This is a genomic window from Blastochloris sulfoviridis (assembly GCF_008630065.1).
In the GTDB taxonomy this organism is placed as follows: Bacteria; Pseudomonadota; Alphaproteobacteria; order Rhizobiales; family Xanthobacteraceae; genus Blastochloris; species Blastochloris sulfoviridis.
Window position 1 is genome coordinate 26,677 of the sequence record NZ_VWPL01000006.1, and the last position, 14,349, is coordinate 41,025.

General features: G+C 70.0%; 13 protein-coding genes. 8 read left to right on the forward strand and 5 right to left on the reverse strand.

Annotation, left to right across the window (positions count from 1 at the left end; translation table 11 throughout):
- Window positions 1–55 precede the first annotated feature (55 nt).
- From F1193_RS04845 to F1193_RS04855, 3 genes are all read left to right on the forward strand, one after another.
- Window positions 56–1,882 carry a monovalent cation:proton antiporter-2 (CPA2) family protein gene (locus tag F1193_RS04845; protein ID WP_150096546.1) on the forward strand — a complete coding sequence of 609 codons (1,827 nt, stop codon included), beginning with the start codon at window positions 56–58 and terminating at the stop codon, window positions 1,880–1,882.
- 168 nt (window positions 1,883–2,050) lie between these two features.
- Complete coding sequence (locus F1193_RS04850) at window positions 2,051–3,454, forward strand: MATE family efflux transporter (RefSeq protein WP_150096547.1); 1,404 nt, start codon at window positions 2,051–2,053, stop codon at window positions 3,452–3,454.
- Window positions 3,455–3,630: 176 nt separating this feature from the next.
- On the forward strand, window positions 3,631–4,428 hold the full coding sequence (locus tag F1193_RS04855) for a DUF937 domain-containing protein (protein ID WP_150096548.1): 798 nt from the start codon (window positions 3,631–3,633) through the stop codon (window positions 4,426–4,428).
- 121 nt (window positions 4,429–4,549) lie between these two features.
- Here F1193_RS04855 and F1193_RS04860 read toward each other — a convergent pair whose 3' ends face one another.
- On the reverse strand, window positions 4,550–4,846 hold the full coding sequence (locus tag F1193_RS04860) for a DUF1127 domain-containing protein (protein WP_170263370.1): 297 nt from the start codon (window positions 4,844–4,846) through the stop codon (window positions 4,550–4,552).
- Window positions 4,847–5,057: 211 nt separating this feature from the next.
- Between F1193_RS04860 and F1193_RS04865 the strand changes: the two genes are divergently transcribed.
- Window positions 5,058–5,939: a LysR substrate-binding domain-containing protein gene (locus F1193_RS04865; RefSeq protein WP_150096550.1), complete on the forward strand. Its 882-nt coding sequence runs from the start codon at window positions 5,058–5,060 to the stop codon at window positions 5,937–5,939.
- 27 nt (window positions 5,940–5,966) lie between these two features.
- On the opposite strand, the gene F1193_RS04870 is transcribed toward F1193_RS04865, so the two are convergent.
- Both F1193_RS04870 and F1193_RS04875 read right to left on the reverse strand, forming a co-directional pair.
- Window positions 5,967–6,428 (reverse strand): GNAT family acetyltransferase, encoded by a 462-nt coding sequence (locus tag F1193_RS04870; RefSeq protein WP_150096551.1) that lies wholly within the window; start codon window positions 6,426–6,428, stop codon window positions 5,967–5,969.
- Window positions 6,421–7,818, reverse strand: coding sequence for a glutamine synthetase family protein (locus F1193_RS04875; protein ID WP_150096552.1), 1,398 nt, complete (start codon window positions 7,816–7,818; stop codon window positions 6,421–6,423). The genes F1193_RS04870 and F1193_RS04875 overlap by 8 nt, the downstream gene beginning before the upstream one ends.
- A gap of 134 nt (window positions 7,819–7,952) precedes the next feature.
- Here F1193_RS04875 and F1193_RS04880 point away from each other — a divergent pair, with 134 nt between their 5' ends.
- The 4 genes from F1193_RS04880 to F1193_RS04895 are packed head-to-tail and all read left to right on the forward strand — an operon-like array spanning window position 7,953 to window position 12,191.
- Complete coding sequence (locus tag F1193_RS04880) at window positions 7,953–9,119, forward strand: ABC transporter ATP-binding protein (protein WP_150096553.1); 1,167 nt, start codon at window positions 7,953–7,955, stop codon at window positions 9,117–9,119.
- A gap of 8 nt (window positions 9,120–9,127) precedes the next feature.
- Window positions 9,128–10,042, forward strand: coding sequence for an ABC transporter permease (locus tag F1193_RS04885; RefSeq protein WP_150096554.1), 915 nt, complete (start codon window positions 9,128–9,130; stop codon window positions 10,040–10,042).
- Window positions 10,039–10,851, forward strand: coding sequence for an ABC transporter permease subunit (locus tag F1193_RS04890; protein WP_150096555.1), 813 nt, complete (start codon window positions 10,039–10,041; stop codon window positions 10,849–10,851). The genes F1193_RS04885 and F1193_RS04890 overlap by 4 nt, the downstream gene beginning before the upstream one ends.
- Before the next feature lie 23 nt (window positions 10,852–10,874).
- Window positions 10,875–12,191 (forward strand): glucose-6-phosphate isomerase, encoded by a 1,317-nt coding sequence (locus tag F1193_RS04895; protein ID WP_150096556.1) that lies wholly within the window; start codon window positions 10,875–10,877, stop codon window positions 12,189–12,191.
- Window positions 12,192–12,254: 63 nt separating this feature from the next.
- Here F1193_RS04895 and tldD read toward each other — a convergent pair whose 3' ends face one another.
- Window positions 12,255–13,721 (reverse strand): metalloprotease TldD, encoded by a 1,467-nt coding sequence (gene tldD / locus F1193_RS04900; RefSeq protein WP_150096557.1) that lies wholly within the window; start codon window positions 13,719–13,721, stop codon window positions 12,255–12,257.
- 65 nt (window positions 13,722–13,786) lie between these two features.
- Window positions 13,787–14,290, reverse strand: a complete 504-nt coding sequence (locus F1193_RS04905; RefSeq protein WP_170263372.1) for an invasion associated locus B family protein — start codon at window positions 14,288–14,290, stop codon at window positions 13,787–13,789.
- Window positions 14,291–14,349 lie beyond the last annotated feature (59 nt).

Genomic DNA, 14,349 nt, shown 5'->3' on the forward strand with positions numbered 1-14,349 from the left:
GGGCGCCGGGGCGACGCGCCGGCGGCGGTGCACCGGCGACTGGAGACGTAACGGGATGCATGGGGACGGGTTCGGCCTGTTCGAACAGGTGCTGGTGCTGCTCGGCGCCGCGGTTGTCGCGGTGCCGCTGGCCAAGCGCGCGCGCCTGGGCTCGATCGTCGGCTATCTGCTCGCCGGCATTGCGATCGGCCCGCAGGCGCTCGGCCTGTTCCACGATCCCGGTACCGTCTCCCATCTCGCCGAGCTCGGCATCGTGTTCTTCCTGTTCCTGATCGGGCTGGAGATGAAGCCCTCGCGGCTGTGGCAGATGCGGGGCGACATTCTCGGCCTCGGCGGCGCGCAGATGCTGGTCACCAGCGCGGCCCTGATGTGGGTGCCGCTGGCCTTCGGCCGCCCGTTCGAGGCCTCGCTGGTGGCGGGCTTGGGGCTGGCGCTGTCGTCGACCGCCATCCTGATGCAGATCCTGGAGGAACGCGGCGAAGTGCGCTCGCCGCACGGCCGGCGCGCCTTCGCGGTGGCGATCTTCCAGGACGTGGTGATCGTGCCGATCCTGGCCCTGGTGGCATTCCTGTCGCCGCGCCCGGCGGCGGCCGGCGAGCCGTTCTGGCTGTCGGCGCTCCTGATCGTCGGCGCCATCGCCGCGGTGGTGCTGATCGGGCGCTATCTGCTCAACCCGATGTTCCGGGCGCTCGCGCGCTCGGGCGCGCGCGAGATCATGACGGCGGCGGCGCTCTTGGTGGTGCTGGGCTCGGCCACGCTGATGATGCTGGCCGGGCTGTCGATGGCCATGGGCGCGTTCCTGGCCGGGGTGTTCCTGGCCGAATCCAACTTCCGCCACCAGATCGAGGCCGACGTCGAGCCGTTCCGCGGCATCCTGATGGGGCTGTTCTTCCTGTCGGTCGGCATGGCGCTCGACCTTCAGGTCATCGCCGAGGCCTATTGGCGCATCGGGCTGGCGCTGGCCATGCTGGTGCTGCTCAAGGCCACCACCATGTACGCCATCATGCGGCTGTTCCGGCACGACCGGGAGGAATCGGTGAAGGTGGCGCTGCTGATGGCGCAGTCGGGCGAGCTCGGCTTTGTCGTCTATGCCGCCGCGGTGTCCGCCGGGGTGATCCGGCCCGACCATGCCTCGATCCTGGTGGCGATGGTGGTGCTGTCGATGGCGCTGAACCCGCTGCTCTACCGCCTCGCGCCGATCCTGGCGCGCCGCCGCGCGCCGGTGCCGATCGTCGAGGACTTCTCCGACGCCCGCGGCTCGGTGCTGGTGATCGGCTTCGGCCGGTTCGGCCAGGTCGCCTCGCAGTGCCTGCTCACCAATGGCTACGACGTCACCATCATCGACAACGACGCGGAGATGGTGCAGTCGGCCGGCCGGTTCGGCTTCAAGGTCTTCTATGGCGACGGCACACGGCTCGACGTGCTGCGCGCGGCCGGCGGCGACCGCGTGCGGCTGGTGGCGGTGTGCGTCGACGACCGCGACGCCGCCGACCGCATCGTCGACATCGTCCGCGCCGCCTTCCCGGCGTGCCGGGTCTATGTGCGCGCCTATGACCGCGGCCACAGCCTCGAACTCCTCGCCAAGGGCGTCGATTTCGAGATCCGCGAGACCTATGAATCGGCCATCACCTTCGGCCGGGCGCTCTTGATCGGGCTCGGCGCGGCCGAGATCGTCGCCGACGAGGTGGTGGCCGACGTCCGCCACCGCGACGCCGAGCGGCTGGTGCTGCAGCAGGCGCAGGGCTTCAATGCCGGCGCCCATCTTCTGCACTACCGCCGCACCCCGGCGCCCGAGCCGCTGGTGCAGCCCGGCAAGGCCGGCCGCGCCCTCAACCCGGAAGCCGAGGACGCGCTCACCGGCGAGACCGAGTATTCGGGCTGACGGAGCGGTCCTGCCGGCAGGAAGGACGGGGGCCGCATTCGCGCCTGCACGCCGCATCCGCCCTACGGAGACCCCCGCCCGCAGACCGGCAATGTGGCCGGCGAGCGCCCGGTCCAAGATGAAACCGGGTCCAAGATAGAACCAGGCCCAAGATAGAACCCGGTCCAGATGTCCGATCTTTCATTTCCGGCCTTCACCCGCGGCTCGACCTTCAAGCACGTGCTCATCATGACCTCGACCGGCTCGGTCGGGCTGATGGCGGTGTTCGTCGTCGATTTTCTCAACCTGTTCTATATTTCGCTGCTCGGCGAGGTCGAGCTTGCCGCCGCCATCGGCTATGCCGGCACGGTGCTGTTCTTCGCCACCGCGGTGTCGATCGGCGTCACCATCGCCGGCACCGCCTTGGTGTCGCGGGCGCTCGGCGGGCGCGACCGGGAGGCGGCGCGGCGGCTCGGCGCCTCGTTCCTGGTCTATTCGCTGGCGGTGACGGCGGCCGTGACCGCGCTCGCCCAGCCGTTTCTCGGCGACATCCTCTCCCTGCTCGGGGCCACCGGCCGCACCCATGCCGTGGCCGAGCGCTTCCTGTGGATGGTGATGCCCTCGACGCCGCTGCTGGCGCTCGGCATGGCGGGATCGGGCCTCCTGCGCGCGGTGGGCGATGCGCGCCGCGCCATGTGGGTGACGCTCGGCGGCGGGCTGGTCACCGCGGCACTCGACCCGCTGTTCATCTTCGTGCTGGGGCTCGGCGTGGACGGCGCCGCCATCGTCTCGATCCTGTCGCGGCTGATGCTGGCGGGGGTCGGGCTTTACGGCGCGATCCGCATCCACGACCTGGTCGGCCGGCCGCGCCTTGCCGACATCCGCGCCGATGCCCGCGCGCTGTCGCAGATCGCGGTGCCGGCCGTGCTGACCAATGTCGCGACCCCGGTCGGCAATGTGTTCGTCACCGTGGCGCTGGCCGGCTTCGGCGACGCGGCGGTGGCCGCCTGGGCGGTGATCGGCCGCATCATCCCGCTCGCCTTCTCGCCGGTGTTCGCGCTCACCGGGGCGATCGGCCCGATCCTCGGCCAGAACGTCGGCGCCAAGGATTTCGAGCGGGTGCGGCGGGCGCTCGCCGACAGCCTGATGCTGGTGGTGGTCTATGTGGTGGCGGTGTGGGTTCTGCTGGCGCTCTTGCGCTGGCCGATCGCCCACATGTTCGGCCTGTCGGAGGAGGCGTCCGCCCTCGCCGCCTTCTACGCCCTGTGGCTCACCGGCCTGTTCGTGTTCAACGGGGCGCTGTTCGTCGCCAACGCCGCCTTCAACAATCTCGGCTTTCCGGCGCTGTCGATGGTGTTCAACTGGGGGCGGGCGACGCTCGGCACCATGCCGTTCGTGTGGGCCGGGGCGGCGCTGGCCGGCGCCGAAGGGGTGCTGACCGGCCAGGCACTGGGCGGGGTGGTGTTCGGCATCGTCGGGGTGGTCGTGGCGTTCCGGGTGATCGCCCGGCTCGGCCGCGCCGAAAGCCCGCCGCCGCTCCCCGACCCTTCGCCCCCGCCCGCCGGCCCCGAGGACCGCCCCCTCCTGCCCTGAGGGGCGCCAAGCCAGCTCGGGCCGCCCGCCCCGGGCAGGTGGCGCTTGTGCCCTCACGCATTCTCCGCAACAGTGGCGGCCGGCTTTGCGAACCGGACTGTGTTGGAACAATAATACAAGAACTTAGTGCTGGCGCTCGAGCGTGGCATCAACGCGCCGCCAGGGAGGATCGAGCCATGTTCAATCTCTATGAGATCATCGCCAATGCCCAGGGCGGCGCGGCGATGGCGAACCTCGCCCGTCTCTACGGCCTGTCGCAGGAGCAGGCCCAGGCGGCGGTGGAGGCGCTGCTGCCGGCCTTCGCGCTCGGCCTCAAGCGGACGACCGAGTCGCCGGACGGGCTGAGCGCGTTCTTCGGCATGCTCGCCCGCAACCCTTATGCCGAGTGGTTCGAGAATGCCGGGCGGCTGTTCGCCGATGCCTCCCAGCAGGCCATGGGCTTGCGCCCGCAAGAGCGCGCGCTGCCCGGCGAGGAGATGATGGCGCTGCTGTTCGGCTCCAAGGAGGTCAGCCGGGCGGTGGCCGCGCAGGCGGCGGCGCTGTCGGGCGTCGGCATCGAGATCACCAAGGCGATGATGCCGGTCATCGCCGCGATGATCGCCGCCGGCCTGCCCCATGCCATGCGCGGCCAGGCCGGCATGGCCGAGGCGTTCCAGCGCGCCTTCGTGCCGATGATGCCGCAGGCGCAGGCACCGGAGCCTGCGCCCGGCAGCCCGGCCGACTTCGCCAAGGTGTGGACGACGATGATGCAGACCATGCTCGGCCAGAGCGAGCCGCCGCGCCCGAAGGCGCAGCCGCCGGCCGGACCGGATATCGCGGCGATGACCGAGCAGATCCAGGATCTCGGCCGCACCGGCAATGCCACCTTCAGCAAGATGTTCGAGGCCGGCGTCGATGCCCAGAAGGCACACATGGAGCGCCTGAGCCAGATCTTCGACGCCTTCGTGGACACCTCGAAGGCCCGCGGCAGTTGAGGCGGGCGCGCGATCCTTGATCGGACAGGCAGTCCGCGAGAGGCCCCGAACGAAAGCGCCCGCCCGGCGGGGGCGGGCGGGCGCCTGTGCGGGGCCGCGGGGGGCGGGCGGCCCCGGAATGTCAGTTCTTCTTCCGCTCGCGGGATAGGAAGCGGGCGGCGCGGCGCTCGACGACGCGCGACACCAGGAGCCGGGTGGGATCGGCGAATGGCGACAGGCTCGCGGCATCCTGCAGATCCTGCCGCTGCAGGCCGATGTCCTTGAGCATGTAGTCGCTCAGCTGTGCCATCTGGGCGATCTGGCGGCGGGCCTCGATGGCCCGGGCCAGCGCGACGAACGGCCAGGCCAGCGTGCGGACGATGGTGCCCGCCACAGCCTTGGAGGTCCGTGCGGAAGAGGGCGCACAGGCGATCGTCATGGTCGTCTCCATGGAAATTGGGCAAAGCGAGCCGGCGTCGCGCCCGCGGGGCGGACGCAAGTCGAATCAGTCACGGGGCCGAGTCATTCACGGGGCTGAACAGTTACAGCCAAACTATGCACGAAACGAATTGATCAGACGAGCGAATGTTCCTAATTTCCAACATCACGATTGCTGATACCCCCCCCCCCCTCCGACCGCGGTCCGACCCATGGCCCACCTCCTCGACATCGACCAGTTGCGCACCTTCGTCGCCATCGCCGAGACCGGCAGCTTCACCCGCGCCGGCGAGGTGGTGCACAAGACGCAGTCGGCGGTGTCGATGCAGATGAAGCGGCTGGAGGAGCGCATCGGCCGGCCGGTGTTCGCCCGCGACGGCCGCGGCTCCAAGCTGACCGAGGACGGCGAGCGCCTGCTCGACTATGCACGGCGCATCGTGCGGCTGAACAATGAGGCGGTGAGCGCGTTCACCGGCGCCTCGCTCGCCGGCCACGTCCGGCTCGGCGTGCCCGACGACTATGCCGACCGCTATCTGCCGGAGATCATGGCGCGGTTCTCGCGCTCCTATCCCGGCGTCGAGCTGACCGTGATCTGCGAGCCGACGCCGGACCTGATCAGCCGCATCCAGGACGGCGAGCTCGACCTCGCCATCATCACCAACACCGAGGGGCACTATCCGGTGGAGACCTTCCGCCGCGAGCGCCTGCTGTGGGTCGGCTCGATGCGCCACGCCACCCACGAGATCGAGCCCCTGCCGCTGGCGCTCGGCCGGCCCAACTGCTCCTGGCGGCGCACCGCGCTGGAGAAGATCGAGGAGACCGGCCGCCGCCACCGCGTGCTCTATTCGAGCTGGAACGCCGGGGCGGTGGCCGCCGCCGTGCTGGCCGGGCTCGCCATCTCGGTGCTGCCGGAATCGGGCATGCGGCCGGGCATGCGCATCCTCGGCCATGCCGACGGCTTCCCCACGCTGCCCACCGTCGACATCGGCCTTGCGCGCTCACCGCACGAGCGCTCGGCGTTGGCCGAGGCGCTGGCCGAGCACATCATCTCCTCGCTCGACAACATGTCGGAGGCGGCCGCCGCCGCGGAATAGGCGCAGCCGGAACGAGGATGCGCCGGTTTATTTCAGCCAGCGCATCAGCATCAGGCTGTCGCTCGTCTCGTAGCCGAGGCGATCGTAGAACGCGATGACGCCGGCATTGTCGCGCCGCACCAGCAGATGCAGCTTGGGCACGCCGCGCGCCTTTAGCCACGCCTCGCAGGCCGCCATCATCGCCTTGCCCAGGCCCTGGCCGCGGCAATCCCTGGCGACGGCGAGGTAGTAGACCCAGCCGCGGTGGCCGTCCGAGCCGACCATGGCGGTGGCCACCAGCCGGCCGTCGCGCCGGCCGGCGAGCACGGTCGAGCCCGGCGAGGCCAGCGCGAGGTCGATGTCGGCGTTGGGGTCGTTCCACGGCCGGGTGAGGCCCGCCTCGGTCCACAGCGCCACGGCCGCGGCGATCTCGTCGCGGGCGAGATCGCCGATGGCGAGGCCGGGGCCGGGCGGGATCGCGATGTCGGGCGGGGTCGCGGCGTCAGACATTGAGCAGCAGGTATTCCCGCTCCCAGGGCGAGATCACCCGCATGTAGGTCTCGAACTCGGTGCGCTTGATGGCGGCGTAGGTCGCCACGAACGCCTCCCCCAGCACGTCGACCAGCGGCTCGCAGTCCTCGAACGCCGCCACCGCTTCGAGCAGGCCGCGCGGCAACTCGAAGTCGAGGCCGTGCGCCGAGCCCTCGGTCGGCTCGGTGGCCGGCAGGCCCTCCATCATGCCGAGATAGCCGCAGGCCAGGGACGCCGCCACTGCGAGGTAGGGGTTGGCGTCGGACGACGGCACCCGGTTCTCCACCCGCCGCGCGTCGGCCTCGGAGGGCGGGATGCGCAGGCCGGTGGTGCGGTTGTCGTAGCCCCAGCGGGTGTTGATCGGCGCGGTGGAATCGCGGGTCAGCCGCCGGTAGGAGTTCACATAGGGCGCCAGCATGCACATCACCGCCGGCAGGTACTTCTGCTGGCCGGCGATGAAGGAGAAGAACTCCGCGGTGGGCCGCCCCTTCTCGTCGGAGAAGATGTTCAGCCCGGTGGTGGTGTCGAGCACAGACTGGTGGATGTGCATCGCCGAGCCGGGCTCGCGGGCGATCGGCTTGGCCATGAAGGTGGCGTAGATCTGGTGCTGCAGCGCCGCCTCGCGGATGGTGCGCTTGAACATGAACACCTGATCGGCGAGCTGGATCGGCTCGCCGTGGCGCAGATTGATCTCCATCTGCGCCGCGCCCTCCTCGTGGATCAGCGTGTCGATCTCCAGCCCCTGCGCCTCCGAATAGTCGTAGATGCGCTCGAACAGCGCGTCGAACTCGTTGACCGCCTGGATGGAATAGGACTGGCGGCCGATCTCCGGCCGGCCCGAGCGGCCGATCGGCGGCTCCAGCGGATAGTCGGGATCGGTGTTGGGCTTGACCAGGTAGAACTCGATCTCCGGCGCCACCACCGGCGTCCAGCCATGGTGGGAATAAAGCTCGGTCACCCGCCGCAGCACCTGGCGCGGCGCCACATCGACCGGCCGGCCGTCATAATGGAAGGCGTCGTGGATGAGCTGGGCGGTGGGATCGGACGCCCACGGCACCACCGCGAGCGTCGACCAGTCGGGCTCCAGGATCAGGTCGCCGTCGGCCGGGTCGGCCTGCCATTTCTCGTCGCTGTCGGGGTATTCGCCGGAAATGGTCTGGCAGAAGATCGAGCTTGGCAGCGCGAGCTGCGGCTTGGCGAAGAATTTCGCCGCCGGCATGATCTTGCCGCGGGCCACGCCCGCCTGATCGGGCAGGACGCACTCGATCTCCTCGATGCCCCGCTTCTTGGCCCAGGCGCGACCGGCCTCCGCAGACTCAACGCCGCGCGCCTGGGGCGATCCGGCTTTCGGATCCTTCGGTTTGGCCATGATTCCTCCGGTGATGGCGCCAGGATCGGACCCGGCCGGGCCCCGGTCAAGCCATCAGCGACCGATGACGCCACGGTTGAACGCAAGGCGGCCCCCCGGTAAACGAACAGGATCACGGGCGAAATGGGGCGGGGATGGCAGACGTCATCAGGCAGCAGCAGCTCGGCGGCGTCCGGCGCGAGTTTGCCCCCTGGACCGATCCGGCGGCGGCGCCGCTGATCCGGTTCGACGCGGTCACCAAGCGGTTCGGCGACGTCGCCGCGGTCGACGGCGTGAGCCTCGACATCTATGAGCGCGAATTCTTCGCGCTGCTCGGCCCCTCCGGCTGCGGCAAGACCACCCTGATGCGGCTGCTGGCCGGCTTCGAGACGCCGGACGCCGGCCGGGTGCTCCTCGGCGGCGAGGACATTTCCGCCGTGCCGCCGCATCTGCGGCCGGTCAACATGATGTTCCAGTCCTATGCGCTGTTTCCGCACATGAGCGTGGCGGCCAACATCGCCTTCGGCCCGAAGATGGACGGCTGGCCGCGCGCGCGCGTCGATGCCCGCGTCGGTCAGATGCTGAAGCTGGTTCAGCTCGACGGGCTGGGCGCGCGCAAGCCGCACCAGCTCTCCGGCGGCCAGCGCCAGCGCGTGGCGCTGGCCCGCTCGCTCGCCAAATCGCCCAAGGTGCTGCTGCTCGACGAGCCGATGGCCGCGCTCGACAAGAAGCTGCGCGAGGAGACCCAGTTCGAGCTGATGCACATCCAGTACGAGCTGGGCATGACCTTCGTCATCGTCACCCATGACCAGGAGGAGGCGATGACGGTGGCCGACCGCATCGGGGTGATGGACAAGGGCCGGCTCGTCCAGGTCGGCACGCCGGCCGAGATCTACGAGCAGCCCAATTCGCGCTACGTCGCCGACTTCATCGGCGACGTCACCCTGTTCAAGGGCACGCTGGAGGGCCGGGACGGCGACGTCGCACTGGTACGCGAGCGGACCTCGGGCGTGCTGCTGCGCGCGCTCGCCGGCATGGCCGATGCCGCGCCGGGCGCAACCGTGTGGATCGCGGTGCGGCCCGAGAAGGCCCGCATCTCGCCCGACCCGCTGCCGCCCGATACGCCCAACGTGCTGAGCGGCGAGGTGTTCGACATCGCCTATCTGGGGGATCTGTCGATCTACAAGGTGCGCCGGCCGGACGGCACCTTCATGAAGGCGTCGCAGCCCAATGCCACGCGTCTGGTCGAGCGGCCGATCGGCTGGGACGACAAGGTCTGGCTGTCGTTCGCGCCGGAGGCCGGCGTGCTGCTGACGCGGTGAGCGCCCTCATGGCAACCCAACGCAACACCCGCCTTGGCCGGCTCGCGCTGATCGGCGTGCCGGCGCTGTGGCTCACGCTGTTCGTCGCCGTGCCGTTCGCCATCGTCGTGCGCATCTCGCTCTCCGAGAGCGTGATCGCCATGCCACCCTATGAGCCGGTGTTCGATCTCTCCGCGGGCTTTGCGGCGTTTGCCGAGGCGCTGGGCCGGCTCGATTTCGACAAGTTCGTCTTCCTCACCACCGATCCGCTCTATCTTGAGTCCTACCTCTCCAGCATCCGCATCGCCGGCCTGTCGACGGCGATCATCCTGGCGGTCGGCTATCCGATCGCCTACGCCATGGCGCGGGCGCCGAAGGGCACGCAGCCGCTCCTGGTGATGCTGGTGGTGCTGCCGTTCTGGACGTCGTTTCTGATCCGCGTCTATGCCTGGATGGGCATTCTGGCGCGCGACGGCTTCCTCAACCAGGCGCTCGGCGGGCTCGGCCTGATCAGCGAGCCGCTCGACATCCTGTCCACCGACACCGCGGTAATGATCGGCATCGTCTATTCCTATCTGCCGTTCATGGTGCTGCCGCTCTATGCCAGCCTGGAGAAGATGGACTTGAGCCTGCTGGAGGCCGCCGCCGACCTCGGCTGCCCGCCCTGGCAGGCGTTCTGGCGCATCACCGTGCCGCTGTCGCTGCCCGGCGTGGTGGCCGGCTGCCTCCTGGTGTTCATCCCGGCGGTCGGCGAGTTCGTGATTCCGGATCTGCTCGGCGGCTCGGACACGCTGATGATCGGCAAGACGCTGTGGAGCGAGTTCTTCTCCAACCGCGACTGGCCGGTGGCCTCGGCGGTGGCGGTGGTGCTGCTGGTGGCGCTCCTGGTGCCGATCGGCATCTACCAGCACATGCAGGCGCGCCAGCTGGAGGCGGACCGATGAGACGCTTCGGCGCCTTCCACATCGCCGTGCTGGCGGCGGGCTTCGCCTTCCTCTACGTGCCGATCCTGCTGGTGGTGATCTACTCGTTCAACGCCTCGCGCCTCGTCACGGTGTGGGCCGGCTTCTCGACCAAATGGTATGCGGCGCTGCTCGCCAACACCCAGCTGCTCGATGCCGCGCGCGTCAGCCTGATGGTGGCCGCGGTGTCGGCCACCATCGCCACCGTGCTCGGCACGCTGGTCGCCATCGTGCTGGTACGGTTCGGGCGCTTCCGCGGCCGGCTGGTGTTCTCCAGCCTGGTCTATGCGCCCCTCGTGATGCCCGAGGTGATCACCGGCCTGTCGCTGCTGCTGCTCTATGTCGCCGTCGCGTTCGACCGCGGCTTCTGGACAGTGACGCTCGCCCACGTCACCTTCACGCTCAGCTTCGTCGCCATCGTCGTGCAGTCGCGCCTCATCTCGTTCGACCGCTCGCTGGAGGAGGCGGCGCAGGATCTCGGCTGCCCGCCGGCCGAGACCTTCTTCCGCATCACCTTGCCGATCATCCTGCCGGCGCTTATCGCCGGCTGGCTGCTCGCCTTCACGCTGTCGCTGGACGATCTGGTGATCGCCAGCTTCACCTCGGGCCCCGGCGCCACCACCCTGCCGATCCAGATCTATTCGGCGGTGCGGCTTGGCGTGTCGCCCGAGATCAACGCCGCATCCACCATCCTGATCGGCCTCGTCACCCTGGCGGTGATCGCGTTCTCGCTCTCAACCAAGCGCTCGGAGGTCGAGCGCCAGCGGGCCGAACGCGGCGCCGCCACCTAGGAATCCAACCCGGAGGGGGTTTCATGCTCTACGTTCAATCCATCGAGCGCGCCCGCGAGTCGGCCATCGGCCGCGAGGGCGTGTCGGACGCGGCGCTCGGCGCGGCGCTGGCGCGCACCGAGGCGGCGCTGAAGGTGGTGCGCGCCTGGCACGCCGACGGCAGCCTGCCGCTGCTCGGCCTGCCGGCCGAGAGCGCCGACGTCGCGGCGCTGAAGCCGGTCGTCGCGCGCTTTGCCGGCGCCACCGACCTCGTCTTCCTCGGCACCGGCGGCTCGGCGCTGGGCGGCCAGACCGTGGCGCAGCTCGCCGACCACTTGGTGCCGGGGGCCGCCCCCTTCCGCGCCGGGCCGCGCGTCCATTTCATGGACAATCTCGATCCCTTGAGCTTCGCCGCGCTGCTTGCGCACGTGCCGCTCGCCACCGCCCGCTTCATCGCCATCTCGAAATCCGGCGGCACCGGCGAGACGCTGATGCAGACCATCGCCGTGCTCGACACGCTGAAGAAGGCCGGGCTCGAATCCCGCATCCCCGAACTGGTGTTCGGCCTGTCGGAGCCGGCCAAGCCCGGCAAGACGAACGGCCTGCGCACGCTGCTGGAGGCCTTCGGCGTCACCATGATGGAGCACCACACCGGCGTCGGCGGCCGCTTCTCGGTCTTGACCAATGTCGGCCTGCTGCCGGCGGCCGCCCTCGGCCTCGACGCCCAGGCGATCCGCGCCGGAGCCCAGGAGGTGATGGACGCGGTGCTGTCGGGCAAGCCGGCCGCCGAGGTGGCCCCGGCGCTCGGCGCGGCAACCGCGCTCGCGCTCGCCGAGGAGCGCGGCAAGACCATCGCGGTGGTGATGGCCTATGCCGACCGGCTGGCGATGTTCACCAAATGGTACGTGCAGCTATGGGCCGAAAGCCTGGGCAAGGAGGGCCACGGCACGACGCCGGTGGGCGCGCTCGGCCCGGTCGACCAGCACAGCCAGCTCCAGCTCTATCTCGCCGGCCCGAAGGACAAGTTCTTCACGGTCATCACCACCGGCGTCAAAGGCAAGGGGCCCAAGCTCGATCCCGAACTGTCGAAGATCGCGGGCGAGCCGGGCTTCGGCGGGCGGACCATCGGCGACCTCGTCGCCGCCCAGGGCCGCGCCACCGCCGACACGCTGGCGAAGAACGGCCTGCCCACCCGCACCATCCATGTCGAGACGCTCGACGAGCGCTCGCTCGGCGCGCTCCTGATGCACTTCATGCTGGAGACGATCATCGCCGCCCAGCTTCTCGGCATCGACGCCTTCGACCAGCCGGCGGTCGAGGAAGGCAAGATCCTGGCGAAGCAGTATCTGGCGGAGAGCTGATCGGCGCGCGGGGAGCGGTTGATCCGGCTCGATGCGCCGGAAACCGCACCCCCCGCCAGCGGCTCAGCCGCCGGTGCCGCCCACGGTGATGCGGTCCATGCGCAGCGTCGGCTGGCCGACGCCCACCGGCACGCCCTGGCCGGCCTTGCCGCAGGTGCCGATGCCGGGGTCGAGTTCCAGGTCGTCGCCGATCATGGTGACGCGGTGCAGGTCGGAGGGGCCGTTGCCGATCAGCATCGCCCCCTTCACCGGCGCGCCGACCTTGCCGTTCTCGATGCGGTAGGCCTCGGTGCAGTTGAAGACGTACTTGCCCGAGGTGATGTCCACCTGCCCGCCGCCGAACGAGACGGCATAGAGCCCGTTCTTCACCGAGGCGATGATCTCCTCCGGGCTGTGGCTGCCGCCCATCATCACGGTGTTGGTCATCCGCGGCATGGGGATGTGGGCGTGGCTCTCGCGCCGGCCGTTGCCGGTGGGGGCCATGCCCATCAGCCGGGCGTTCTGGCGGTCCTGCATGTAGCCGACCAGGATTCCGTCCTCGATCAGCACGGTGCGGTGCGTCGGCGTGCCCTCGTCATCGACGGTGAGCGAGCCGCGCCGGCCGGCGATGGTGCCGTCGTCGACCACGGTGACGCCCTTGGCCGCGACCTGCTGGCCGAGCAGGCCGGCGAAGGCCGAGGTCTTCTTGCGGTTGAAATCACCCTCCAGCCCGTGGCCGATCGCCTCGTGCAGCATGATGCCCGGCCAGCCCTTGCCCAGCACCACGTCGAGCTCGCCGGCCGGCGCCGGCACCGCCTCCAGATTGACCAGGGCCTGGCGCAGCGCCTCGTCCACCGCGGCCTTCCAGGTCTCGGGCACGATCACCCGCTCGAAGGCCTCGCGTCCGCCAAGGCCGTAGCTGCCGGCCTCCATGCGGCCACCCTGCTCGACCACCACGCTGACCGACAGCCGCACCAGCGGGCGCACGTCGCGCACCCGCGTGCCGTCCGCCCGGAAGATCTCGACGACCTGCCACGTGCCGGCGAGGCCGGCCGACACCTGCCTGACGCGGGGATCGCGGCCCCTCGCATAGGCGTCGATCTCGGCGAGCAGCCGGGTCTTGGCCTCGAAGCCCGGCGCCTCCAGCGGGTTCTCGTCGCCATAGAGGCGGACATTGGTGCGCTCGGGCGGCAGCGCCAGCGTGCCGCGATAGCCCGAGGCGACCGCCCGCACCGCGTCGGCGGCGCGCAGCAGCGCGGCTTCCGACAGCGAGGAGGCGTGGGCGTAGCCGGCGGCTTCGCCCTTCACCGCCCTGAGGCCGAACCCCTGGGAGGTGTCGTAGCTCGCCGTCTTCAGCCGGCCGTTGTCGAAGACCAGCGACTCGTTCTGGCAGTATTCGAGGAACAGCTCGCCGTCGTCGGCCCCCTCCAGCGCGTTGCCGAGCAGCCGCTCGATCGCGCTCAGGTTGAGCCCCAGGCAGGCAAAAAGCGACAGGGTCTGGGCGGAGGACGGCGAAGACTTGTAGGCGAGCGGCGATCTGGAAGCTGACATTGCGGGCTCCGGGGTGACCCTCAGAACCTAGGGTCCCGGCCCGACGATTGCCAGCTTGCGCAACGTCAGGGCAGCTTGTCGAACCCGTCGCCGAAGCCGTTGAGCAGCAGCGGGATGCCGATGCCCTCCTCCGGCGTCTGGAAGATGATGAAGGTCGCCTGCTTGCCGACCCGAAGCTGGGCCAGCAGCTTCTCGTCCATCACCACCTCGGCGACGCAGCCATTGGGCAGGCAGCGCACGAAGCCGGCGCGGCCGATGTCGGCGTCGTCGATGCGCAGGCCGAGCCCGGAGGGGAGAAGCACGCCCAAGGGCGCCAGCACCCGCATCAGCCGCGCCTTCTGGTCGGCGGTCTTGAGCACGATGACGGTGAGGCCGACATTGGGCCGGTCCTCGGCGGTGACGCTCTGCACCAGGGCGCACTGCTCGCCCTGGGAGCCCGGCGGGGTGTCGCAGCGTATCTGCCAGTCGCCATGCACGGACTTGACCACACCCTGGGCACTGGCCGGCCCGGCGATGGAGGCGGCCAACGCCGCCGCGGCAAGGATCCGAACGCCCCAGAGCTTCGTCATCGTCAACGCCTCCGCCGGCACGAATCGTCGCGCCAGCCCTGTCCAATCTGCCATGCCAT

Bases quoted from the DNA above. Each gene is read 5' to 3' on its own strand.
- F1193_RS04845 (WP_150096546.1), top strand. From the start codon at position 56: ATGCATGGGGACGGGTTCGGCCTGTTCGAACAGGTGCTGGTGCTGCTC.
- F1193_RS04850 (WP_150096547.1), top strand. From the start codon at position 2,051: ATGTCCGATCTTTCATTTCCGGCCTTCACCCGCGGCTCGACCTTCAAG.
- F1193_RS04855 (WP_150096548.1), top strand. From the start codon at position 3,631: ATGTTCAATCTCTATGAGATCATCGCCAATGCCCAGGGCGGCGCGGCG.
- F1193_RS04860 (WP_170263370.1), bottom strand. From the start codon at position 4,846: ATGACGATCGCCTGTGCGCCCTCTTCCGCACGGACCTCCAAGGCTGTG.
- F1193_RS04865 (WP_150096550.1), top strand. From the start codon at position 5,058: ATGGCCCACCTCCTCGACATCGACCAGTTGCGCACCTTCGTCGCCATC.
- F1193_RS04870 (WP_150096551.1), bottom strand. From the start codon at position 6,428: ATGTCTGACGCCGCGACCCCGCCCGACATCGCGATCCCGCCCGGCCCC.
- F1193_RS04875 (WP_150096552.1), bottom strand. From the start codon at position 7,818: ATGGCCAAACCGAAGGATCCGAAAGCCGGATCGCCCCAGGCGCGCGGC.
- F1193_RS04880 (WP_150096553.1), top strand. From the start codon at position 7,953: ATGGCAGACGTCATCAGGCAGCAGCAGCTCGGCGGCGTCCGGCGCGAG.
- F1193_RS04885 (WP_150096554.1), top strand. From the start codon at position 9,128: ATGGCAACCCAACGCAACACCCGCCTTGGCCGGCTCGCGCTGATCGGC.
- F1193_RS04890 (WP_150096555.1), top strand. From the start codon at position 10,039: ATGAGACGCTTCGGCGCCTTCCACATCGCCGTGCTGGCGGCGGGCTTC.
- F1193_RS04895 (WP_150096556.1), top strand. From the start codon at position 10,875: ATGCTCTACGTTCAATCCATCGAGCGCGCCCGCGAGTCGGCCATCGGC.
- tldD (WP_150096557.1), bottom strand. From the start codon at position 13,721: ATGTCAGCTTCCAGATCGCCGCTCGCCTACAAGTCTTCGCCGTCCTCC.
- F1193_RS04905 (WP_170263372.1), bottom strand. From the start codon at position 14,290: ATGACGAAGCTCTGGGGCGTTCGGATCCTTGCCGCGGCGGCGTTGGCC.